A 23,301-nucleotide genomic window follows, 5' to 3' on the forward strand; every position below is an offset into this window, starting at 1 on the left:
TGCCTTTTTGGTTTTTTACTGTTTGCATTACCGCACAGCATTAGCTGGCGGTTGTTCAGAAAAAGAAAAAGCTGACGTTTAGCGTCAGCTCTTGATGTCAATTAAGTCTCTTCTAGCCTGTTGATAACTAGGCTCCTGGTGGCATAGACAAACTTTCTGCGATTTGTTGGATTAAGTAGTCTTCGACTTCAAAGCGAGTCTCAAGAGTCTCGCCGATTAAACACATATCCGAGTCAAAGTCGGCTAACTCATCGTATTCGGTGACATCTGAGTACTTATCGTTAAAGTTTAATATGGGATCTGTGGTAAATATAATTTGCTCGTAGGTTTGATTGATCTCATCTGTGACGACAAAGCCCGTTGCTTTCCAACGATCCATGACCATATCGTAAATTTTGAAATGGCCTTCGGAGATATAATCGACTAGGTGCTGACAGAAATTCTGCAATTCTGAAGGAGATGGGAGTTCAATAACGTTTGTTTTCGAACAAGGTTGCAGTGCTGCAAGCTTACAATATTCAACAATCAAGGATTGTCTCATTTCTAGCCAGTGATCAATAACATCACTGTAGCCACCCCACTGGTCTTGTGTTTGTTTGAATTTTTTTAGCATGACCATGCCCTCATGATCTGATCGTCCGTTGACGAACGTATCCTTTGCATAGCAAAGTTAGTAAAGTTATTACAAACTCTTGTCCTTACTAGAATTTATAGTTGCAAACTTGTCTAACGACAAACTCTAGTATGAAATTAGATTGCCAGTAAAATGAATGAACTTCAAGCAAAGGGATGGTTTAATGTTAAGAAAAGGTGATGTTAACCGCGCAATAAATGCTTATTGGTGTGTTGTTTCTGGAAGTGAAATTTGGCTGGTGGATGGTGCTGTGCCTTTTGGGTCTGCGGAGCAGTTATCACTACCTGAAGCGAGTGCGAGACAAATCGGTGAGTATTTAGATTCGCCAGTTATGTGGCTTAATTTTTCAGATTTGGTGCAAGATTTGCCGTTAGTTTCACTTCGTGACTGTCTGCATTTTCATGAGCCATTATTCATGTTGTTGAGTAGAGCGGTACAATATGGGCACATGACGCAAAGTCTGCGCTTTTGCCCACAATGTGGTGGTAGAAACTTCCTTAACAATAACCAATTGGCTATGCAGTGTGGCGAGTGTAGAACGCTGCACTATCCTCGCATCTTTCCATGCATCATCGTGGGCGTACGGAAAGGCAATCAAATCTTACTGGCCCAGCACCCAAGGCACAGAAATGGTATGTACACCGTGATTGCTGGCTTTCTAGAAGTAGGTGAGACGCTGGAAGAATGCGTCGCGCGCGAAATACACGAGGAAACGGGGATTCATGTCAAAAATATTCGTTATTTTGGTAGCCAACCGTGGGCATTCCCTTCCAGCATGATGATGGCTTTTTTAGCGGATTATGAATCTGGTGAATTGAATCCTGATTATACCGAGTTGTCGGACGCTCAGTGGTTCAACGTTAACGAGATACCACCAGTTGCACCAAAAGGTACCATTGCGAGGGCACTGATAGAGCAGACTCTAGGAGCCATCGAAGAAAATGATTTGAATAATAGATAAAAAAAACCCTCCGAGAGGGAGGGGGTAAGTAAGATGTCGTTATGAGATGCTGAGTACTAGGTACTCAGTTTATAATTATAGTTTTCGCTAGCGAATAAATTTTTAACACTGATATTGATTGGGTGCAAATTAAGCATTGATTTAAAAGTTAATAACTTGATCCAGATTGCAAAGCACACCTCTATTGGACTGAAATCAGTGATAGAATACTTCCTTACACAGAAAGCCCAACAGTTGGAATTACGGAATGACTGAACTAAAAAATGATCGTTATCTGCGTGCACTTTTAAAAGAGCCAGTAGATTACACGCCAGTATGGATGATGCGCCAAGCAGGTCGTTACCTACCAGAATACAAAGCGACCCGTGCAGAAGCGGGTGATTTCATGTCTTTGTGTCGAAACGCAGAATTAGCATCCGAAGTGACACTTCAACCACTACGCCGTTTTCCGCTTGATGCAGCGATCTTGTTCTCTGACATCCTAACGATCCCAGATGCAATGGGGCTTGGTTTGCGCTTTGCGGCTGGTGAGGGCCCTGTTTTTGATAACCCTATTACGTGCAAAGCCGATGTGGAAAAAATTGGTTTACCCGATCCTGAGGGTGAATTGCAGTACGTCATGAATGCGGTACGCCAGATCCGTAAAGACCTAAAAGGTGAAGTACCATTGATCGGTTTTTCTGGTAGTCCATGGACACTTGCTACCTATATGATCGAAGGCGGAAGCTCAAAAGCGTTCACTAAGATTAAGAAGATGATGTATGCAGAGCCTCAAACGCTGCACCTGCTGCTTGATAAACTGGCTGACAGTGTGATTGAGTATCTAAATGCACAAATCAAAGCGGGCGCACAATCGGTGATGGTGTTTGATACGTGGGGTGGTGTATTGACTCCGCGTGATTACAATTTGTTCTCACTGCAATACATGCAAAAAATCGTCGATAGCCTGATCCGTGAAAACGATGGTCGTCGTGTGCCAGTGACACTATTCACTAAAAATGGTGGTATGTGGCTCGAAAAAATCGCGGCAACCGGGTGTGATGCGATTGGTCTCGACTGGACAATCAATATTGCTGATGCGAAAGCGCGTGTTGGTGACAAAGTTGCACTGCAAGGAAATATGGATCCGTCCATGCTTTATGCCCAGCCTGAGCGTATTCGTCAAGAAGTGGCGTCAATTCTGGAAGGCTTTGGTGATACCGGTACGGGCCATGTATTTAACCTTGGTCACGGCATTCATTTGGATGTACCACCAGAAAACGCAGGTGTGTTTGTTGAAGCGGTACATGAGCTATCTAAGCCATACCACAAGTAATCTCGGCTTATTGAAATCCAATACCGGCACTGAGTGCCGGTATTTTTTTGTCTAAAGTTCAGGCTTGTGCAGCTTAATTAGCATTTGGTCTACTATGATCTAATTACCGCCCAGGCTGTACGTTTTGGATTAAATTTCCTTATAAACAATGTTTTATGGTTGTGATGTTTGTGCGATGCTTCTCTTGTGCAGATTATCAAGCAATGAGAGCATGGGTAACCTAAAGTATCGAGCGAACGCGTTTTTTAAGGTATGGCAGGACGTCAGATTCAAACCAAGGGTTCTTCTTTAACCACAATGTATTGCGTGGAGAAGGGTGAGGGAGCGGGATAAAGTCCGGCTCCCAATCTTGCCATTGCTGAACGGTTTGCGTGAGCGTCTTTGGCTTGTTGGAGAGATAGTGCTGTTGTGCATACTGACCAATCAGAAGAGTCAGCTCTATATTGGGCAGTTGCTCAAGAATCTTTTTATGCCAAGTGGGCGCACATTCTTTGCGAGGCGGTAAATCACCAGAGTTCCCTTTGCCTGGGTAACAAAAGCCCATTGGAATAATCGCGACCTTGTTCGAATCATAAAAAACGTCTTTATCGATAGCTAACCACTGGCGTAGCCTGTCCCCACTGGGGTCATTCCATGGAATTGAGGTTTGGTGCACTCGTGTTCCTGGGGCTTGGCCGATAATGAGTAGGCGTGCTTCTTTACCGGCTTGTACAACAGGGTTCGCCCCTAAAGGTAAATCTTTAGCGCACAACTGGCAGGCTCTCACTTGCTGCAACAGTGCTTCTAGTGACATTGTTAGTAGCCCTTTTCGAAATCTACTTGATAACTGAGTGAAAACCCATCGTGCCAGCGTCGATAATTGTCAGCAAAAATCTCTATGACTTGCTCTGGAAAACTCAGCGCAGCAATGTGGGGAGTGATAGTGACTTGCGGTAGTTTCCAAAACGGATGCTCTACCGATAACGGTTCTTGTTCAAACACATCTAAAAAGGCGTGTTCTACCCAGCGTTTTTTCAGAGCGAGTAGCAACCCAGCGTCATCCAATACATCGCCACGGCCTACGTTAAACAATAATGCCTGACTCAGTTGGCTGAGTGTCTGACGATTGAGTAATTTTCGAGTCTCTGGTGTACTTGGCAATGTATTTACAACAATGTCGGCTTGTTCAAATGCTTTGCCTAATTCATTAATATGAAAGGTCTGGTTAAAATCGCCGCCTGAGGTCGGAATACCTGTGCGGTTAATGCCGATGGTTTTTATCCCCATTGCTTTAGCGGCATTGCCCAAATAACACCCAATGCTACCAGTACCGAGAATCACCATGGTTTTACTTTGTAATGATGTATAAAGGTGGGGCTGCCATCGTTTGTTTTGTTGTTGCTGGTGGTAGCAGGCAAAGTGGCGGTAGTGGGCGAGACTATAACCCATTACATACTCTGCAATGAGTGGGCCAAAAATCCCTCGTACATTAGTAAGCGAGTAGTCTTGGCGAAGATTAGGAGATATTAATGCGTTTATGCCAGCAAATGTGGATTGTACCCACTCGAGTTGCGAAAACTCGTCTAACCTTTGAGATAATAAGGGCGGATCAGCAAGGGCTATTTGAGCCTCCTGTGGCTTATCTGTAATACGAAGATCAGGCAGGTTTTTCTCCGTTAGTAATGTTTCGTAGGTGTCACGATGCTCCGAGAGCAGGAAAATCTGATTGGAATGAGGCATTAACTTTTTTCCCTGTGATGAATCAAGTACACTTTCGCTGTTTTCTTCTTCAATGATTGAGTAACTATGCTTAAGAATCCTCTTCAGGTTCGTTTAGAAAAACTAGAACCTTGGCAACAAATTACCTTTATGGCGTGTCTGTGTGAACGCATGTACCCAAACTATGCGCTGTTTTGTGACAATACAGAATTTGCTGACCCGCGTGCTTACCGAGCGATTCTTGATAGTGTATGGGAAATTCTGACAGTTAAGAACGCCAAAGTGAACTTCGAACGTCAATTAGAAAAGCTTGAAGAGCTGTTCCCAAGTTCAGATGAGTATGACTTTTACGGCGTATATCCAGCGATGGATGCGTGTCAGGCGCTGTCGACACTGCTGCATGGTCTATTGGACCGTGATTACCTTTTTGACTCCATGCTGAAAGTGAGTCAGCAGTCGGTACAAACCGTTGCAGATTTAGAGCAAGCACAAGGCAGTGAACCTATCACCAACGACAACCAAAAAGAAAACCAAGCGGTGTGCGAAGAGTGGGACATACAGTGGGCGATTTTTCGTCCGCTACGTGCCGCCACTGAGCGTGATATCAGCTTGATTAAAGACTTGCGTGAAGAACTACGTGAAGAAGGCGTAAGCAATATCGGCATCGCACTGTAATCATTTAGCGAAGATCAAAAAGGCATCCCGTTGGATGCCTTTTTACCTTCTATGAGTTTAGTTGCGAAGTTGTTTTGGAGTCAGACTCTGTTGCTTCATGTTCAGTTTCTGGCGTTTCCTGCATTTCTTCCTCATCATCGTCATCACGGCTTTCAATCACGCCATGCATCTCTTTCCAACTTTCCCAACGTTGGTAAGCCAGTTCTTGCATGTCGGTGCTTTTATCTGCTTCGTCGATGATTTCCTCCCCCAATAGGTGCTCAAAAATATCTTCTAAAGTCACTAAGCCTTGTACCGTACCGTATTCGTCAACCACAATCGCGAGCTGCAGACGGTGAGTCATCATTTGGTCGAACACTTTAGGTAACGCCGTGTTATTCAGAACCACTTGGATAGGACGCATGATGGCGCCCAGCTGTTTCTGTCCACAGCCTGACTGCTGTAACTTAAATAGCTCTAGGCGGTGTACAAAGCCAATGATGTTGTCTTTCTGCTCACTGTAAATTAATGGGCGAGAGAAAGGGGTATCTTGGTGTTTTTCTAGAAACTCATTGATGGTCATGGTGGCATCGACACGGAACACCACTGGACGAGGCGTCATGACGTGAGTCACTGGCACATCTTGGATACCTAATAAGTTGCTTAGGATTTTTGATTCACCTTCTGCAAATTCACCGTTTTCACGAGCAAGGATCGCCATCGCAGACAGTTCATCACGCATCTTAGGAGCTTGATGGTTGCGCGCAAGACGCTTGGTGATTTGCTCAGAGAACCACACGAATGGCGTTAGCGCCCAAACCATCCAGCGCAGTGAAACCGCTGCGGTAGGGGCGAGTTGACGCCAGTACGTCGCGCCTATTGTTTTCGGTACGATCTCTGATAACACAAGGATCGCTAGTGTCAGAACCGCAGAGAAGATACCCAGCGCCTCACTGCCAAACACGACGGCCGCTTGTGCGCCTGCAGTGGCCGCACCAATGGTATGGGCAATAGTATTGAGGGTCAAAATCGACGCTAATGGACGATCGATGTCTGACTTGAGTTTCGCAAGTTGCTCCGCTGCAGGGTGCTCCTGTTGATTGAGCTGTGCAATGTAGCTCGGACTGATACTGAGCAGTACCGCCTCCAGTACCGAACAGATAAACGAAATGCCGATAGCAATAGAGATATAAATGGATAACAGCAGCATAGTTGCCCTTGAAAGTAGTTAAATAGTGATATTAGCAGTGGTTATAACCGCCAAAGTGCCTTATAAATTGGTCCAAATACCTCGGAAAGCAAGGGGTTTCAGTGAGTATGTGGTAACAAATTGTGAGTTGTTGCTCATATTGTGGCTAAAAGTACGTCAGAAAATCGAAAGATCGCCCACAAACCTTTGCCAGACAGGGCATTTATGCTTTAGAGTGAGACGATTCGATAACATATAAGAAGGGAAACCTAATGAACAAGACCCAATTAATCGACTTTATCGCAGAGAAAGCAGACCTATCAAAAGCACAAGCAAAAGCTGCTCTTGAAGCGACTCTTGATGGTGTAACTGGCGCACTGAAAGAGGGTGACCAAGTTCAACTAATTGGTTTTGGTACATTCAAAGTAAACCACCGCGCTGCACGTACTGGTCGTAACCCTAAGACTGGTGACGAGATTCAAATCGCAGCAGCTAACGTACCTGCATTCGTAGCAGGTAAAGCGCTGAAAGAATCAGTAAACTAAGTTAGAATGCACCGAGGTATCCTGCCTCGGTGCAACTTCATGAAAAAACATCTACTTACTTCACTTCTCTTATCTAGCCTTAGCCTTTTTGGCTGTTCGTCGGTTGAAACCCCTAATTTAGAACAATTCACTCACTTCTCTGGCGGAAAAGTTGCTGGGGACGCAAGTAGCTTGTACTGGGTGACCGAGAAACTCACTCGCGTGAGTACGGCGGCTGATTATGTGTTTATGGGGGACAATGGCTGGTTTCAAAGTGATTACCGTTGGAATGAAGGTGAGCTGCGAGAGTTGATTCGAAAAGGTGAGCAAGTTGATACCAAGCAAGTGTTGGTGCCTTTTCAAATCCACATCCGTTTTAATAAAGATGGCGAAGCGGTTTACCAACAATATCGCGTTAACCGTAAAGTCTTACCACTTCAGCATGAACAACTAGAACGCTACAAAGCAGAAGCGAATGACGTCGTGGCGTCGGTTAAGGCGCAGTCTCGTAACAGTCAGAGCCTCATTCAAGGTTATTGGAATGGTCAATCGTTTGAAACCTGCAAAGGTAAAGCGTTCTCGACACTCGAGTTTAATCAGACGCTGCCAAAATTTATCATCGAGCGATTGTCATCCGTAGACAGTTATGTGGCTTTTGTCGGCAAGCAGTCACGAAATAAAGCAACGGTAGATGAACTGTTGATGCTCAATGATGATGACTTTGATTGTGTACCACGACCAGCATTACTCACTGAGTAAGCTAGGTTAGACTTATTTGCTGACAGAGTAATAAAAAAGGCGCTGAATGCGCCTTTTGTTTTTTAGCCAACTTAAGTTGTTTTTATTTTTCTTGCTCACGTGCAATCGCACGGTAGCCGATGTCACTGCGATGGAACATGCCGTCCCAACTGATCTGTTTTGCAAGCTCGTAAGCGCGTTGCTGCGCTTCTGATACGCTGTTGCCCAGTGCGGTTGCACAAAGTACGCGCCCACCATTTGTCACGATGTCGCCATCTTTGTTATCTGTACCCGCGTGGAAGACTTTCTCGCCTTCAATTTCAACTTGAGGCAGACCAGAGATCACGTCGCCTTTGTTGTACGCTGCTGGGTAGCCGCCAGCCGCTAGCACGATACCAATCGATGCACGCGGATCCCACTTTGATTCCACTTGATCCAGTTTTTGGTCAACCGCAGCCAAGCAAAGATCAACCAGATCCGATTCCATACGCATCATGATCGGTTGCGTTTCTGGGTCACCAAAGCGGCAGTTGTACTCGATCACTTTCGGTGTGCCGTCTTTGTCGATCATCAGGCCCGCGTATAGGAAACCTGTATACGGGTGACCTTCAGAAGCCATGCCGTGTACGGTTGGGTAAATCACTTCTTCCATGATGCGGTTGTGGAGTTCCTGTGTCACGACTGGAGCAGGTGAGTAAGCGCCCATACCACCCGTATTAGGGCCCGTGTCTTTATCGCCGACACGTTTGTGATCTTGGCTGGTGGCCATTGGCAGAACGTTCTCACCATCCACCATCACGATGAAGCTTGCTTCTTCGCCATCTAGGAATTCTTCGATAACTACTCGGCTACCAGCGTCACCAAATGCATTGCCTGCGAGCATGTCTTTGATTGCGTCTTCAGCTTCTTCTAGTGTCATCGCAACGATAACGCCTTTACCGGCAGCAAGGCCGTCGGCTTTCACCACAATTGGCGCACCTTGTTCACGCACGTAAGCAAGAGCAGGCTCGATTTCAGTAAAGTTTGCGTATGAACCCGTTGGGATTTGGTGACGAGCAAGGAAGTCTTTAGTAAACGCTTTAGAGCCTTCAAGCTGCGCTGCGGCTTGTGTCGGGCCGAAGATTGACAGACCAGCTTCGCGGAACGCATCAACCACACCAATCACAAGTGGTGCTTCAGGGCCAACGATAGTCAGTTCAATGGCTTTTTCTTTTGCAAAATCAACCAGACCTGAGATGTCTTCTACATCGATGTTTACGTTCTCTAGTTTTGGCTCTAGAGCCGTACCTGCGTTGCCTGGTGCAATGTAGATAGTCTCAACATTTGGGTTTTGTGCCGCTTTCCAGCCTAGCGCATGTTCACGACCGCCTGAACCAATGATTAAAACTCGCATATGAAAATCCTTAATCTTATAAATACCGTTTGCTCAAACTCAGATATTTCGAAAAGACCTGAGTATGGCCTCTCTAATTCAGTGGGACGAGGACAAGTGAACGCCGTCAACGCAGTTATCGTCCCAGTGAAGACGAGAGGATTAGTGGCGGAAGTGGCGCATACCGGTAAAGATCATCGCCATGTTGTGCTCATCTGCTGCTACGATAACTTCATCATCACGCATAGATCCACCTGGTTGAATCACGCACTTAATGCCAGCTTCTGCAGCGGCATCGATACCGTCGCGGAATGGGAAGAACGCATCAGAGGCCATTACGCTGCCCGCCACTTCTAGACCTTCGTCTGCCGCTTTGATACCGGCGATTTTTGCTGAGTAAACGCGGCTCATTTGACCTGCGCCCACACCGATAGTCATGTCACCTTTCGCGTAAACAATCGCGTTTGATTTCACGTATTTCGCTACCTTCCAGCAGAATAGGGCGTCTTTGAGCTCTTCTTCAGTCGGTTGACGCTTAGAAACCACTTTAAGGTCGTCTAGGCTTACCATGCCTTGGTCACGGTCTTGAACCAGTAGACCACCGTTGACGCGTTTCACGTCAAAGCCCGTTGTCTTCGTTGACCACTCGCCACACTCGAGTAGGCGAACGTTCTTCTTCGCCGCAACCACTTCAATCGCTTCAGCAGAAACAGAAGGTGCAATGATCACTTCAACGAATTGACGCTCAACGATAGCGCTAGCCGTTTCTGCATCTAGCGCTTGGTTGAATGCAATGATGCCGCCGAATGCAGATGTTGGGTCAGTTTGGTAAGCACGGTTGTATGCTTCTAAGATGTCTTTACCTAGCGCGACACCACATGGGTTGGCGTGTTTAACGATCACACATGCTGGCTCGTCGAACTCTTTCACACACTCAAGTGCGGCGTCCGTGTCTGCGATGTTGTTGTAAGAAAGAGCTTTACCTTGGATTTGGCGAGCAGTAGAAACAGACGCTTCTTGTGGATTGGCTTCTACGTAGAAAGCTGCGGCTTGGTGGCTGTTCTCACCGTAGCGCATGTCTTGTTTCTTCTCGAACTGTTGGTTGAATGTGCGAGGGAATTTACTCTCTTCATCGCCTTCCTTGTTCTCACCGTAAGATGGAACCATGGTGCCGAAGTAGTTTGCGATCATGCCATCGTAAGCCGCAGTGTGCTCGAATGCTGCGATAGCAAGGTCGAAACGCGTGTCGAGAGTTAGGGACTTGTCGTTGGAATCCATTTCTGCAATTACGCGGTCGTAGTCTGAAGCGTTCACAACGATAGTCACGTCTTTGTGGTTTTTCGCTGCAGAGCGAACCATCGTTGGGCCGCCGATATCGATGTTTTCAACCGCGTCAGCCAGTGTACAGCCTTCTTTGGCGACGGTTTCTGCGAATGGGTATAGGTTAACAACGACCATGTCGATTGGATTGATGCCATGTTTTGCCATCACCTCGTCATCTTGACCACGACGACCAAGCACACCACCGTGAACTTTCGGGTGAAGCGTTTTAACGCGGCCGTCCATCATTTCTGGGAAACCAGTGTAGTCAGAGACTTCTGTTACTGCGATGCCTTGTTCGGCAAGTAGGCGTGCTGTACCACCAGTAGATAGGATATCGACACCGCGCTCAGCAAGAGCTTGTGCAAACTCAACAATACCTGTTTTGTCTGATACGCTGATAAGCGCACGGCGAATAGGGCGAGCGTTGTTCATGCTTCCATTTTCCTCAAATTCACGGAGTTAAAGATGTTTGCCAAAAATGAACTTGTTTTTACCTCTTGGGGTAAAATATTGGCCAGTTTTGGTAAAGACCTTTGCCGGATGTTTTCTGGTTAGAAAACAGTCTCCACATTTGATGGCGCGTATTCTAACCAATTTATTACAAAAAAGCTTGCGCAATCGATTGGCATCGCAAAAATAATTGTAAAAAAGACGTTCGTTAGCTTTAAAAGTAACGAGATAGTTAATAGGGAAAATTATGTTTCAGATAGGTGAACTGGCAAAACGCTGTGGTGTGACGGCAGATACGCTCCGTTTTTATGAGAAAAACGCGCTGATAAAGCCCGCAGGTCGGAGTGAATCAGGTTATCGTCTCTATAATGAAGAGAATCAAAAACAGGTGCACTTTATCCTTAAAGGTAAAGAGCTGGGCTTGAGCTTAGATGAGATTAAAGAGCTACTAGAAATCAAATTAGAAGCGACAGAACATAGCTGTGCAGAGGTGAAAGCCATTACTTCTGCTAAGTTAGAGCTGATTGATGGAAAAATTAACGAGCTAACGAAAATTCGTCGAGCATTGAAGAAGATCAATGATGCTTGCTGTGGTCATACTCATGACGATGCTGGTCATTGCTCGATTTTAGCTGCCCTTGAATAGGCAGTAGACAGAGAGAGGGTTGTTGCTTAACAGGTTCTCGTCTTCATTTGATGTCCTAAAATAACGGTCGTAGTGACAAACTTGGTTTTCGACAGTTTATTTACAGTACGAAGTTCATTAAGAGTTGTTAGATTGTAAACACATCTATTTAGACAGTGCTTGGATGCTTTACATTAACTTCAAATGTTCAAGGCAGAGTGTTTACCAGACACAATTATACACAAACTGTCCGTTAGCTCGATTATCACAAGTAACAATGACTCAGATGAAAGATGATTTCGATAAAGGTTCTTTCAACGAAGTATTTATAATGCAAGACTCTATCGATATAGCAGTTCATTTAGATTACGCATATACAGAGGCTAAATGTGTAGAAGTTGATAGCAATAGCTGGTTCAACAGGAAGAATCAATACAACAAATTGTTGGAGCCTAGAACCAAGTTTATAAGAAGGCGTACCTATGTAAGCTCTGTTATCTGGAGTGAAAAAGCCTTGCAAGCCCCTCAGGAACAGCCCGTTTGTTGCTTACTTGTCCGTTATGCTCGTTATTTGTTCGCTTGAGTTTTTTTTTGTAAAAAACGCTTGTGCTAATTTCTCAGCTCCCTATACTGCGCATCCACCGACACGGAGTGAGACGAGAGTCACACGAGAGTCGGAAAAGAGAGAAAAGAAATTTGAAAAAATGCTTGACTCTCTCGCGGTGCAAAGTAAGATACGCACCCCTAACGTCGAGTAAGCAAGCTGCTGAAAGCGTTAGAAAAGCTCTTTAACAATATAGACCTATCAATCTGTGTGGGCACTCGTTGATGATAATCAAATTAGAAGCTTAGGCTTCAAATACGGTTTCAATGAACTGAGTGACCAATCGAGATTAACTTGTTTAATCTTGGCACAGTCAATTCATTATCGTTCTGTTGGAACGATAATAGCTTTAAAATTACGTTTGTAGTTTTGAAGTCAGTATTCGTTGAGCCGACAAAATCTTAAATTGAAGAGTTTGATCATGGCTCAGATTGAACGCTGGCGGCAGGCCTAACACATGCAAGTCGAGCGGAAACGACAACATTGAGCCTTCGGGTGATTTGTTGGGCGTCGAGCGGCGGACGGGTGAGTAATGCCTAGGAAATTGCCCTGATGTGGGGGATAACCATTGGAAACGATGGCTAATACCGCATAATGCCTACGGGCCAAAGAGGGGGACCTTCGGGCCTCTCGCGTCGGGATATGCCTAGGTGGGATTAGCTAGTTGGTGAGGTAAGAGCTCACCAAGGCGACGATCCCTAGCTGGTCTGAGAGGATGATCAGCCACACTGGAACTGAGACACGGTCCAGACTCCTACGGGAGGCAGCAGTGGGGAATATTGCACAATGGGCGCAAGCCTGATGCAGCCATGCCGCGTGTATGAAGAAGGCCTTCGGGTTGTAAAGTACTTTCAGTCGTGAGGAAGGGGATATCGTTAATAGCGGTATTCTTTGACGTTAGCGACAGAAGAAGCACCGGCTAACTCCGTGCCAGCAGCCGCGGTAATACGGAGGGTGCGAGCGTTAATCGGAATTACTGGGCGTAAAGCGCATGCAGGTGGTTTGTTAAGTCAGATGTGAAAGCCCGGGGCTCAACCTCGGAATAGCATTTGAAACTGGCAGACTAGAGTACTGTAGAGGGGGGTAGAATTTCAGGTGTAGCGGTGAAATGCGTAGAGATCTGAAGGAATACCAGTGGCGAAGGCGGCCCCCTGGACAGATACTGACACTCAGATGCGAAAGCGTGGGGAGCAAACAGGATTAGATACCCTGGTAGTCCACGCCGTAAACGATGTCTACTTGGAGGTTGTGGCCTTGAGCCGTGGCTTTCGGAGCTAACGCGTTAAGTAGACCGCCTGGGGAGTACGGTCGCAAGATTAAAACTCAAATGAATTGACGGGGGCCCGCACAAGCGGTGGAGCATGTGGTTTAATTCGATGCAACGCGAAGAACCTTACCTACTCTTGACATCCAGAGAAGCCGGAAGAGATTCTGGTGTGCCTTCGGGAGCTCTGAGACAGGTGCTGCATGGCTGTCGTCAGCTCGTGTTGTGAAATGTTGGGTTAAGTCCCGCAACGAGCGCAACCCTTATCCTTGTTTGCCAGCGAGTAATGTCGGGAACTCCAGGGAGACTGCCGGTGATAAACCGGAGGAAGGTGGGGACGACGTCAAGTCATCATGGCCCTTACGAGTAGGGCTACACACGTGCTACAATGGCGCATACAGAGGGCGGCGAGCCAGCGATGGTGAGCGAATCCCAAAAAGTGCGTCGTAGTCCGGATTGGAGTCTGCAACTCGACTCCATGAAGTCGGAATCGCTAGTAATCGTGGATCAGAATGCCACGGTGAATACGTTCCCGGGCCTTGTACACACCGCCCGTCACACCATGGGAGTGGGCTGCAAAAGAAGTAGGTAGTTTAACCTTCGGGGGGACGCTTACCACTTTGTGGTTCATGACTGGGGTGAAGTCGTAACAAGGTAGCGCTAGGGGAACCTGGCGCTGGATCACCTCCTTATACGAAAGATTATTGCGATGAGTGTTCACACAGATTGATACGGTTTATAAAGTTTAAGAGACGATACTGGGTCTGTAGCTCAGGTGGTTAGAGCGTTCGCCTGATAAGCGAGAGGTCGGTGGTTCGAGTCCACTCAGACCCACCAATTTCCTTCCCAGAAAATTGGCATACAGTATCGACACCTGATGGGGCTATAGCTCAGCTGGGAGAGCGCCTGCCTTGCACGCAGGAGGTCTGCGGTTCGATCCCGCATAGCTCCACCATCTTTAAGTGCATTCAATGAGTGCGTTTAAACATGGTTTTCATTAGAAAACTTTGCTCTTTAACAATTTGGAAAGCTGACTGATAACAACAACGTTGTTATCAAATAAAGTTCTCAATGTTTATCGTAAAGATAAACACCAAAACAACACATTCAAGTGTTCTTGGGAATATCACTATTGCAGTGATTATTCGAAATTGAGTCCGGCAAAATCGAAATGTCTCTCGCTCATTCAAATAATGAGAGACAACTTTGGTGATTTGAACATCAACTCGAAACTCCTTCGGGTTGTATGGTTAAGTGACTAAGCGTACACGGTGGATGCCTTGGCAGTCAGAGGCGATGAAGGACGTATTAACTTGCGATAAGCCCAGATTAGGCAGTAAAAGCCACTTGAGTCTGGGATTTCCGAATGGGGAAACCCACTTACATAAGTAAGTATCGCTGCGTGAATACATAGCGTAGCGAGGCGAACCGGGGGAACTGAAACATCTAAGTACCCCGAGGAAAAGAAATCAACCGAGATTCCGAAAGTAGCGGCGAGCGAAATTGGACTAGCCCTTAAGCTTTATAGGCGTCAGGTGAACAAGCTGGAAAGCTTGGCGATACAGGGTGATAGCCCCGTAACTGACGACGCATATGCAGTGAAATCGAGTAGGGCGGGACACGTGATATCCTGTCTGAATATGGGGGGACCATCCTCCAAGGCTAAATACTACTGACTGACCGATAGTGAACCAGTACCGTGAGGGAAAGGCGAAAAGAACCCCTGTGAGGGGAGTGAAATAGAACCTGAAACCGTGTACGTACAAGCAGTAGGAGCACCTTCGTGGTGTGACTGCGTACCTTTTGTATAATGGGTCAGCGACTTATATTCAGTGGCAAGGTTAACCATCTAGGGGAGCCGTAGCGAAAGCGAGTGTTAACTGCGCGACTTAGTCTCTGGATATAGACCCGAAACCAGGTGATCTAGCCATGGGCAGGTTGAAGATTGAGTAACATCAATTGGAGGACCGAACCGACTAATGTTGAAAAATTAGCGGATGACTTGTGGCTAGGGGTGAAAGGCCAATCAAACCTGGAGATAGCTGGTTCTCCCCGAAAGCTATTTAGGTAGCGCCTCGGACGAATACTACTGGGGGTAGAGCACTGTTAAGGCTAGGGGGTCATCCCGACTTACCAACCCTTTGCAAACTCCGAATACCAGTAAGTACTATCCGGGAGACACACGGCGGGTGCTAACGTCCGTCGTGGAGAGGGAAACAACCCAGACCGCCAGCTAAGGTCCCAAATTACTACTAAGTGGGAAACGATGTGGGAAGGCTCAGACAGCCAGGATGTTGGCTTAGAAGCAGCCATCATTTAAAGAAAGCGTAATAGCTCACTGGTCGAGTCGGCCTGCGCGGAAGATGTAACGGGGCTAAGTAGTAAACCGAAGCTGCGGCAATACTCTTTGAGTATTGGGTAGGGGAGCGTTCTGTAAGCGGTTGAAGGTGTGTCGTAAGGCACGCTGGACGTATCAGAAGTGCGAATGCTGACATGAGTAACGATAATGGGGGTGAAAAACCTCCACGCCGGAAGACCAAGGGTTCCTGTCCAACGTTAATCGGGGCAGGGTGAGTCGACCCCTAAGGCGAGGCCGAAAGGCGTAGTCGATGGGAAACGGGTTAATATTCCCGTACTCAATCAAATTGCGATGGGGGGACGGAGAAGGCTAGGTGGGCCTGGCGACGGTTGTCCAGGTTCAAGTGCGTAGGCTGAAGAGTTAGGTAAATCCGGCTCTTTTTAAGGCTGAGACACGACGTCGAGCATCTACGGATGTGAAGTCATTGATGCCATGCTTCCAGGAAAAGCCTCTAAGCTTCAGATTTGATGGAATCGTACCCCAAACCGACACAGGTGGTCGGGTAGAGAATACCAAGGCGCTTGAGAGAACTCGGGTGAAGGAACTAGGCAAAATGGTACCGTAACTTCGGGAGAAGGTACGCTCTTGGCGGTGAAGTCCCTTGCGGATGGAGCTACTAGGAGTCGCAGATACCAGGTGGCTGCAACTGTTTATTAAAAACACAGCACTGTGCAAAATCGTAAGATGACGTATACGGTGTGACGCCTGCCCGGTGCCGGAAGGTTAATTGATGGGGTTAGACTTCGGTCGACGCTCTTGATCGAAGCCCCGGTAAACGGCGGCCGTAACTATAACGGTCCTAAGGTAGCGAAATTCCTTGTCGGGTAAGTTCCGACCTGCACGAATGGCGTAATGATGGCCACGCTGTCTCCACCCGAGACTCAGTGAAATTGAAATCGCTGTGAAGATGCAGTGTACCCGCGGCTAGACGGAAAGACCCCGTGAACCTTTACTACAGCTTGGCACTGAACATTGACCCTACATGTGTAGGATAGGTGGGAGACTTTGAAGCCGGTACGCCAGTATCGGTGGAGTCAACCTTGAAATACCACCCTTGTAGTGTTGATGTTCTAACTTAGCCCCCTCATCGGGGGTGAGGACAGTGCCTGGTGGGTAGTTTGACTGGGGCGGTCTCCTCCCAAAGCGTAACGGAGGAGCACGAAGGTGGGCTAAACACGGTTGGACATCGTGTGGTTAGTGCAATGGCATAAGCCCGCTTGACTGCGAGAATGACAATTCGAGCAGGTGCGAAAGCAGGTCATAGTGATCCGGTGGTTCTGAATGGAAGGGCCATCGCTCAACGGATAAAAGGTACTCCGGGGATAACAGGCTGATACCGCCCAAGAGTTCATATCGACGGCGGTGTTTGGCACCTCGATGTCGGCTCATCACATCCTGGGGCTGAAGTCGGTCCCAAGGGTATGGCTGTTCGCCATTTAAAGTGGTACGCGAGCTGGGTTTAGAACGTCGTGAGACAGTTCGGTCCCTATCTGCCGTGGGCGTTGGAGAATTGAAAGGGGCTGCTCCTAGTACGAGAGGACCGGAGTGGACGAACCTCTGGTGTTCGGGTTGTGTCGCCAGACGCATTGCCCGGTAGCTAAGTTCGGGATCGATAACCGCTGAAAGCATCTAAGCGGGAAGCGAGCCTTGAGATGAGTTCTCCCTGATACTTTAAGTATCCTAAAGGGTTGTCGTAGACTACGACGTTGATAGGCAGGGTGTGTAAGTGCTGCGAGGCATTGAGCTAACCTGTACTAATTGCCCGTGAGGCTTAACCATACAACACCCAAGGGGTTTTGATGGACTCAATACAAGAAAACTTGATTGTGTTAAGAACTGAAACAGCTTTCCAGATTATTAATTACTGCGTTGGCGGTAGTTAAAAAGAATTTGCTTGGCGACCATAGCGTTTTGGACCCACCTGACTTCCATGCCGAACTCAGAAGTGAAACGAAATAGCGCCGATGGTAGTGTGGGGTTTCCCCATGTGAGAGTAGGACATCGCCAGGCTTTAATTTCGACTTTGCTTATTCGTTAAGCAAGTCACCATAGAGTTCTAAATTTGTTTAGAATTTTATGTTGACTTTCAAAGTGGGAAGCGTATTATACGCACCTCGCTTAAGTGCTAAGGCACTGAAAGCCAAGTTCTTTAACAATATAGACCTATCAATCTGTGTGGGCACTCGTTGATGATAATCGAATTAGAAGCTTTTGCTTCAAATACGGTTTCAATGAACTGAGTGACCAATCGAGATTAACTTGTTTAATCTTGGCACAGTCAATTCATTATCGTTCTGTTGGAACGGTAATAGCTTTAAAATTACGTTTGTAGTTTTGAAGTCAGTATTCGTTGAGCCGACAAAATCTTAAATTGAAGAGTTTGATCATGGCTCAGATTGAACGCTGGCGGCAGGCCTAACACATGCAAGTCGAGCGGAAACGACAACATTGAGCCTTCGGGTAATTTGTTGGGCGTCGAGCGGCGGACGGGTGAGTAATGCCTAGGAAATTGCCCTGATGTGGGGGATAACCATTGGAAACGATGGCTAATACCGCATAATGCCTACGGGCCAAAGAGGGGGACCTTCGGGCCTCTCGCGTCGGGATATGCCTAGGTGGGATTAGCTAGTTGGTGAGGTAAGAGCTCACCAAGGCGACGATCCCTAGCTGGTCTGAGAGGATGATCAGCCACACTGGAACTGAGACACGGTCCAGACTCCTACGGGAGGCAGCAGTGGGGAATATTGCACAATGGGCGCAAGCCTGATGCAGCCATGCCGCGTGTATGAAGAAGGCCTTCGGGTTGTAAAGTACTTTCAGTCGTGAGGAAGGGGATATCGTTAATAGCGGTATTCTTTGACGTTAGCGACAGAAGAAGCACCGGCTAACTCCGTGCCAGCAGCCGCGGTAATACGGAGGGTGCGAGCGTTAATCGGAATTACTGGGCGTAAAGCGCATGCAGGTGGTTTGTTAAGTCAGATGTGAAAGCCCGGGGCTCAACCTCGGAATAGCATTTGAAACTGGCAGACTAGAGTACTGTAGAGGGGGGTAGAATTTCAGGTGTAGCGGTGAAATGCGTAGAGATCTGAAGGAATACCAGTGGCGAAGGCGGCCCCCTGGACAGATACTGACACTCAGATGCGAAAGCGTGGGGAGCAAACAGGATTAGATACCCTGGTAGTCCACGCCGTAAACGATGTCTACTTGGAGGTTGTGGCCTTGAGCCGTGGCTTTCGGAGCTAACGCGTTAAGTAGACCGCCTGGGGAGTACGGTCGCAAGATTAAAACTCAAATGAATTGACGGGGGCCCGCACAAGCGGTGGAGCATGTGGTTTAATTCGATGCAACGCGAAGAACCTTACCTACTCTTGACATCCAGAGAAGCCGGAAGAGATTCTGGTGTGCCTTCGGGAGCTCTGAGACAGGTGCTGCATGGCTGTCGTCAGCTCGTGTTGTGAAATGTTGGGTTAAGTCCCGCAACGAGCGCAACCCTTATCCTTGTTTGCCAGCGAGTAATGTCGGGAACTCCAGGGAGACTGCCGGTGATAAACCGGAGGAAGGTGGGGACGACGTCAAGTCATCATGGCCCTTACGAGTAGGGCTACACACGTGCTACAATGGCGCATACAGAGGGCGGCGAGCCAGCGATGGTGAGCGAATCCCAAAAAGTGCGTCGTAGTCCGGATTGGAGTCTGCAACTCGACTCCATGAAGTCGGAATCGCTAGTAATCGTGGATCAGAATGCCACGGTGAATACGTTCCCGGGCCTTGTACACACCGCCCGTCACACCATGGGAGTGGGCTGCAAAAGAAGTAGGTAGTTTAACCTTCGGGGGACGCTTACCACTTTGTGGTTCATGACTGGGGTGAAGTCGTAACAAGGTAGCGCTAGGGGAACCTGGCGCTGGATCACCTCCTTATACGAAAGATTATTGCGATGAGTGTTCACACAGATTGATACGGTTTATAAAGTTTAAGAGAAAGTAAGTGCCCAACACTTACACTAGTGTCCCGTTCGTCTAGAGGCCTAGGACACCGCCCTTTCACGGCGGTAACAGGGGTTCGACTCCCCTACGGGATACCATTGGGTCGTTAGCTCAGTTGGTAGAGCAGTTGACTTTTAATCAATTGGTCGCAGGTTCGAATCCTGCACGACCCACCATTTCCTTCCACGGAAATGCTTACTTTAGGTAAGAAAACAATGTGGGCGATTAGCTCAGTTGGGAGAGCACCTGCCTTACAAGCAGGGGGTCACTGGTTCGAGCCCGGTATCGCCCACCATTCTCTAAGTATTTTTGGAATAAAACTCAAAACCAGAGCAAGCAATTGATACTGGTTCGCACTGTTGGATCTAAAAGTCTTTAGAAAATGAACTTCTTAGGAAGTGATTTGCTCTTTAACAATTTGGAAAGCTGACTGATAACAACAACGTTGTTATCAAGTAAAGTTCTCAATGTTTATCGTAAAGATAAACACCAAAACAACACATTCAAGTGTTCTTGGGAATATCACTATTGCAGTGATTATTCGAAATTGAGTCCGGCAAAATCGAAATGTCTCTCGCTCATTCAAATAATGAGAGACAACTTTGGTGATTTGAACATCAACTCGAAACTCCTTCGGGTTGTATGGTTAAGTGACTAAGCGTACACGGTGGATGCCTTGGCAGTCAGAGGCGATGAAGGACGTATTAACTTGCGATAAGCCCAGATTAGGCAGTAAAAGCCACTTGAGTCTGGGATTTCCGAATGGGGAAACCCACTTACATAAGTAAGTATCGCTGCGTGAATACATAGCGTAGCGAGGCGAACCGGGGGAACTGAAACATCTAAGTACCCCGAGGAAAAGAAATCAACCGAGATTCCGAAAGTAGCGGCGAGCGAAATTGGACTAGCCCTTAAGCTTTATAGGCGTCAGGTGAACAAGCTGGAAAGCTTGGCGATACAGGGTGATAGCCCCGTAACTGACGACGCATATGCAGTGAAATCGAGTAGGGCGGGACACGTGATATCCTGTCTGAATATGGGGGGACCATCCTCCAAGGCTAAATACTACTGACTGACCGATAGTGAACCAGTACCGTGAGGGAAAGGCGAAAAGAACCCCTGTGAGGGGAGTGAAATAGAACCTGAAACCGTGTACGTACAAGCAGTAGGAGCACCTTCGTGGTGTGACTGCGTACCTTTTGTATAATGGGTCAGCGACTTATATTCAGTGGCAAGGTTAACCATCTAGGGGAGCCGTAGCGAAAGCGAGTGTTAACTGCGCGACTTAGTCTCTGGATATAGACCCGAAACCAGGTGATCTAGCCATGGGCAGGTTGAAGATTGAGTAACATCAATTGGAGGACCGAACCGACTAATGTTGAAAAATTAGCGGATGACTTGTGGCTAGGGGTGAAAGGCCAATCAAACCTGGAGATAGCTGGTTCTCCCCGAAAGCTATTTAGGTAGCGCCTCGGACGAATACTACTGGGGGTAGAGCACTGTTAAGGCTAGGGGGTCATCCCGACTTACCAACCCTTTGCAAACTCCGAATACCAGTAAGTACTATCCGGGAGACACACGGCGGGTGCTAACGTCCGTCGTGGAGAGGGAAACAACCCAGACCGCCAGCTAAGGTCCCAAATTACTACTAAGTGGGAAACGATGTGGGAAGGCTCAGACAGCCAGGATGTTGGCTTAGAAGCAGCCATCATTTAAAGAAAGCGTAATAGCTCACTGGTCGAGTCGGCCTGCGCGGAAGATGTAACGGGGCTAAGTAGTAAACCGAAGCTGCGGCAATACTCTTTGAGTATTGGGTAGGGGAGCGTTCTGTAAGCGGTTGAAGGTGTGTCGTAAGGCACGCTGGACGTATCAGAAGTGCGAATGCTGACATGAGTAACGATAATGGGGGTGAAAAACCTCCACGCCGGAAGACCAAGGGTTCCTGTCCAACGTTAATCGGGGCAGGGTGAGTCGACCCCTAAGGCGAGGCCGAAAGGCGTAGTCGATGGGAAACGGGTTAATATTCCCGTACTCAATCAAATTGCGATGGGGGGACGGAGAAGGCTAGGTGGGCCTGGCGACGGTTGTCCAGGTTCAAGTGCGTAGGCTGAAGAGTTAGGTAAATCCGGCTCTTTTTAAGGCTGAGACACGACGTCGAGCATCTACGGATGTGAAGTCATTGATGCCATGCTTCCAGGAAAAGCCTCTAAGCTTCAGATTTGATGGAATCGTACCCCAAACCGACACAGGTGGTCGGGTAGAGAATACCAAGGCGCTTGAGAGAACTCGGGTGAAGGAACTAGGCAAAATGGTACCGTAACTTCGGGAGAAGGTACGCTCTTGGCGGTGAAGTCCCTTGCGGATGGAGCTACTAGGAGTCGCAGATACCAGGTGGCTGCAACTGTTTATTAAAAACACAGCACTGTGCAAAATCGTAAGATGACGTATACGGTGTGACGCCTGCCCGGTGCCGGAAGGTTAATTGATGGGGTTAGACTTCGGTCGACGCTCTTGATCGAAGCCCCGGTAAACGGCGGCCGTAACTATAACGGTCCTAAGGTAGCGAAATTCCTTGTCGGGTAAGTTCCGACCTGCACGAATGGCGTAATGATGGCCACGCTGTCTCCACCCGAGACTCAGTGAAATTGAAATCGCTGTGAAGATGCAGTGTACCCGCGGCTAGACGGAAAGACCCCGTGAACCTTTACTACAGCTTGGCACTGAACATTGACCCTACATGTGTAGGATAGGTGGGAGACTTTGAAGCACGGTACGCCAGTATCGGTGGAGTCAACCTTGAAATACCACCCTTGTAGTGTTGATGTTCTAACTTAGCCCCCTCATCGGGGGTGAGGACAGTGCCTGGTGGGTAGTTTGACTGGGGCGGTCTCCTCCCAAAGCGTAACGGAGGAGCACGAAGGTGGGCTAAACACGGTTGGACATCGTGTGGTTAGTGCAATGGCATAAGCCCGCTTGACTGCGAGAATGACAATTCGAGCAGGTGCGAAAGCAGGTCATAGTGATCCGGTGGTTCTGAATGGAAGGGCCATCGCTCAACGGATAAAAGGTACTCCGGGGATAACAGGCTGATACCGCCCAAGAGTTCATATCGACGGCGGTGTTTGGCACCTCGATGTCGGCTCATCACATCCTGGGGCTGAAGTCGGTCCCAAGGGTATGGCTGTTCGCCATTTAAAGTGGTACGCGAGCTGGGTTTAGAACGTCGTGAGACAGTTCGGTCCCTATCTGCCGTGGGCGTTGGAGAATTGAAAGGGGCTGCTCCTAGTACGAGAGGACCGGAGTGGACGAACCTCTGGTGTTCGGGTTGTGTCGCCAGACGCATTGCCCGGTAGCTAAGTTCGGGATCGATAACCGCTGAAAGCATCTAAGCGGGAAGCGAGCCTTGAGATGAGTTCTCCCTGATACTTTAAGTATCCTAAAGGGTTGTCGTAGACTACGACGTTGATAGGCAGGGTGTGTAAGTGCTGCGAGGCATTGAGCTAACCTGTACTAATTGCCCGTGAGGCTTAACCATACAACACCCAAGGGGTTTTGATGGACTCAATACAAGAAAACTTGATTGTGTTAAGAACTGAAACAGCTTT

12 protein-coding genes, 5 tRNA genes and 5 rRNA genes are annotated in these 23,301 nt (G+C 47.8%); 16 read left to right on the forward strand and 6 right to left on the reverse strand.

The window, feature by feature from the left end:
• Window positions 1-127: 127 nt before the first annotated feature.
• On the reverse strand, window positions 128-619 hold the full coding sequence (gene rsd, locus ATG66_RS00755) for a sigma D regulator (RefSeq protein WP_098413520.1): 492 nt from the start codon (window positions 617-619) through the stop codon (window positions 128-130).
• Window positions 620-797: 178 nt separating this feature from the next.
• On the opposite strand from rsd, the gene nudC reads away from it, so the two are divergent.
• Together nudC and hemE are read left to right on the forward strand one after the other, a co-directional pair.
• The gene (gene nudC, locus ATG66_RS00760; protein WP_098413521.1) at window positions 798-1,595 is read left to right on the forward strand and encodes an NAD(+) diphosphatase; all 798 of its coding nucleotides are present in this window, start codon (window positions 798-800) and stop codon (window positions 1,593-1,595) included.
• 247 nt (window positions 1,596-1,842) lie between these two features.
• Complete coding sequence (hemE, locus tag ATG66_RS00765; RefSeq protein ID WP_098413522.1) at window positions 1,843-2,910, forward strand: uroporphyrinogen decarboxylase; 1,068 nt, start codon at window positions 1,843-1,845, stop codon at window positions 2,908-2,910.
• 220 nt (window positions 2,911-3,130) lie between these two features.
• On the opposite strand, the gene ATG66_RS00770 is transcribed toward hemE, so the two are convergent.
• Together ATG66_RS00770 and ATG66_RS00775 are read right to left on the reverse strand one after the other, a co-directional pair.
• Window positions 3,131-3,703, reverse strand: a complete 573-nt coding sequence (locus ATG66_RS00770) for a uracil-DNA glycosylase family protein (protein ID WP_098413523.1) — start codon at window positions 3,701-3,703, stop codon at window positions 3,131-3,133.
• A 2-nt stretch (window positions 3,704-3,705) separates the two neighbouring features.
• Window positions 3,706-4,629, reverse strand: a complete 924-nt coding sequence (locus ATG66_RS00775) for a D-2-hydroxyacid dehydrogenase (RefSeq protein WP_098413524.1) — start codon at window positions 4,627-4,629, stop codon at window positions 3,706-3,708.
• A 66-nt stretch (window positions 4,630-4,695) separates the two neighbouring features.
• Between ATG66_RS00775 and ATG66_RS00780 the strand changes: the two genes are divergently transcribed.
• Window positions 4,696-5,283, forward strand: coding sequence for a YjaG family protein (locus tag ATG66_RS00780; RefSeq protein WP_098413525.1), 588 nt, complete (start codon window positions 4,696-4,698; stop codon window positions 5,281-5,283).
• A gap of 49 nt (window positions 5,284-5,332) precedes the next feature.
• Here the strand turns inward: ATG66_RS00780 and ATG66_RS00785 are convergent, their stop codons facing one another.
• Entirely contained in the window at window positions 5,333-6,472 is a 1,140-nt protein-coding gene (locus ATG66_RS00785) for a CNNM domain-containing protein (protein WP_098413526.1), read from the reverse strand.
• Window positions 6,473-6,723: 251 nt separating this feature from the next.
• On the opposite strand from ATG66_RS00785, the gene hupA reads away from it, so the two are divergent.
• Together hupA and ATG66_RS00795 are read left to right on the forward strand one after the other, a co-directional pair.
• The gene (gene hupA / locus ATG66_RS00790; protein WP_005382524.1) at window positions 6,724-6,996 is read left to right on the forward strand and encodes a nucleoid-associated protein HU-alpha; all 273 of its coding nucleotides are present in this window, start codon (window positions 6,724-6,726) and stop codon (window positions 6,994-6,996) included.
• A 39-nt stretch (window positions 6,997-7,035) separates the two neighbouring features.
• Complete coding sequence (locus ATG66_RS00795; protein WP_179885555.1) at window positions 7,036-7,734, forward strand: DUF1481 domain-containing protein; 699 nt, start codon at window positions 7,036-7,038, stop codon at window positions 7,732-7,734.
• Window positions 7,735-7,816: 82 nt separating this feature from the next.
• Here the strand turns inward: ATG66_RS00795 and purD are convergent, their stop codons facing one another.
• On the reverse strand, window positions 7,817-9,106 hold the full coding sequence (gene purD, locus ATG66_RS00800; RefSeq protein WP_098413528.1) for a phosphoribosylamine--glycine ligase: 1,290 nt from the start codon (window positions 9,104-9,106) through the stop codon (window positions 7,817-7,819).
• A gap of 141 nt (window positions 9,107-9,247) precedes the next feature.
• Entirely contained in the window at window positions 9,248-10,840 is a 1,593-nt protein-coding gene (purH, locus tag ATG66_RS00805) for a bifunctional phosphoribosylaminoimidazolecarboxamide formyltransferase/IMP cyclohydrolase (protein WP_098413529.1), read from the reverse strand.
• 265 nt (window positions 10,841-11,105) lie between these two features.
• Here purH and zntR point away from each other — a divergent pair, with 265 nt between their 5' ends.
• The 11 genes from zntR to ATG66_RS00870 all read left to right on the forward strand — a co-directional run bounded on the left by zntR (window position 11,106) and on the right by ATG66_RS00870 (window position 23,231).
• The gene (gene zntR, locus ATG66_RS00815; RefSeq protein ID WP_098413531.1) at window positions 11,106-11,504 is read left to right on the forward strand and encodes a Zn(2+)-responsive transcriptional regulator; all 399 of its coding nucleotides are present in this window, start codon (window positions 11,106-11,108) and stop codon (window positions 11,502-11,504) included.
• Between the two features lie 986 nt (window positions 11,505-12,490).
• Window positions 12,491-14,043 (forward strand): 16S ribosomal RNA (locus tag ATG66_RS00825).
• A gap of 68 nt (window positions 14,044-14,111) precedes the next feature.
• Window positions 14,112-14,188 (forward strand) — tRNA-Ile (locus tag ATG66_RS00830).
• 42 nt (window positions 14,189-14,230) lie between these two features.
• A tRNA-Ala gene (locus ATG66_RS00835) sits at window positions 14,231-14,306 on the forward strand.
• 293 nt (window positions 14,307-14,599) lie between these two features.
• Window positions 14,600-17,489 (forward strand): 23S ribosomal RNA (locus tag ATG66_RS00840).
• 114 nt (window positions 17,490-17,603) lie between these two features.
• Window positions 17,604-17,720, forward strand: a 5S ribosomal RNA gene (gene rrf, locus ATG66_RS00845).
• A 358-nt stretch (window positions 17,721-18,078) separates the two neighbouring features.
• A 16S ribosomal RNA gene (locus ATG66_RS00850) occupies window positions 18,079-19,630 on the forward strand.
• 88 nt (window positions 19,631-19,718) lie between these two features.
• Window positions 19,719-19,794: transfer RNA gene (locus ATG66_RS00855), tRNA-Glu, on the forward strand.
• Window positions 19,795-19,796: 2 nt separating this feature from the next.
• Window positions 19,797-19,872: transfer RNA gene (locus ATG66_RS00860), tRNA-Lys, on the forward strand.
• A 43-nt stretch (window positions 19,873-19,915) separates the two neighbouring features.
• Window positions 19,916-19,991, forward strand: a tRNA-Val gene (locus tag ATG66_RS00865).
• Window positions 19,992-20,340: 349 nt separating this feature from the next.
• A 23S ribosomal RNA gene (locus ATG66_RS00870) occupies window positions 20,341-23,231 on the forward strand.
• Together the 16S, 23S and 5S rRNA genes with 5 tRNA genes alongside form the textbook arrangement of a ribosomal RNA operon.
• Window positions 23,232-23,301 lie beyond the last annotated feature (70 nt).

This window comes from Vibrio sp. ES.051, from assembly GCF_002563795.1.
Lineage (GTDB): Bacteria > Pseudomonadota > Gammaproteobacteria > Enterobacterales > Vibrionaceae > Vibrio.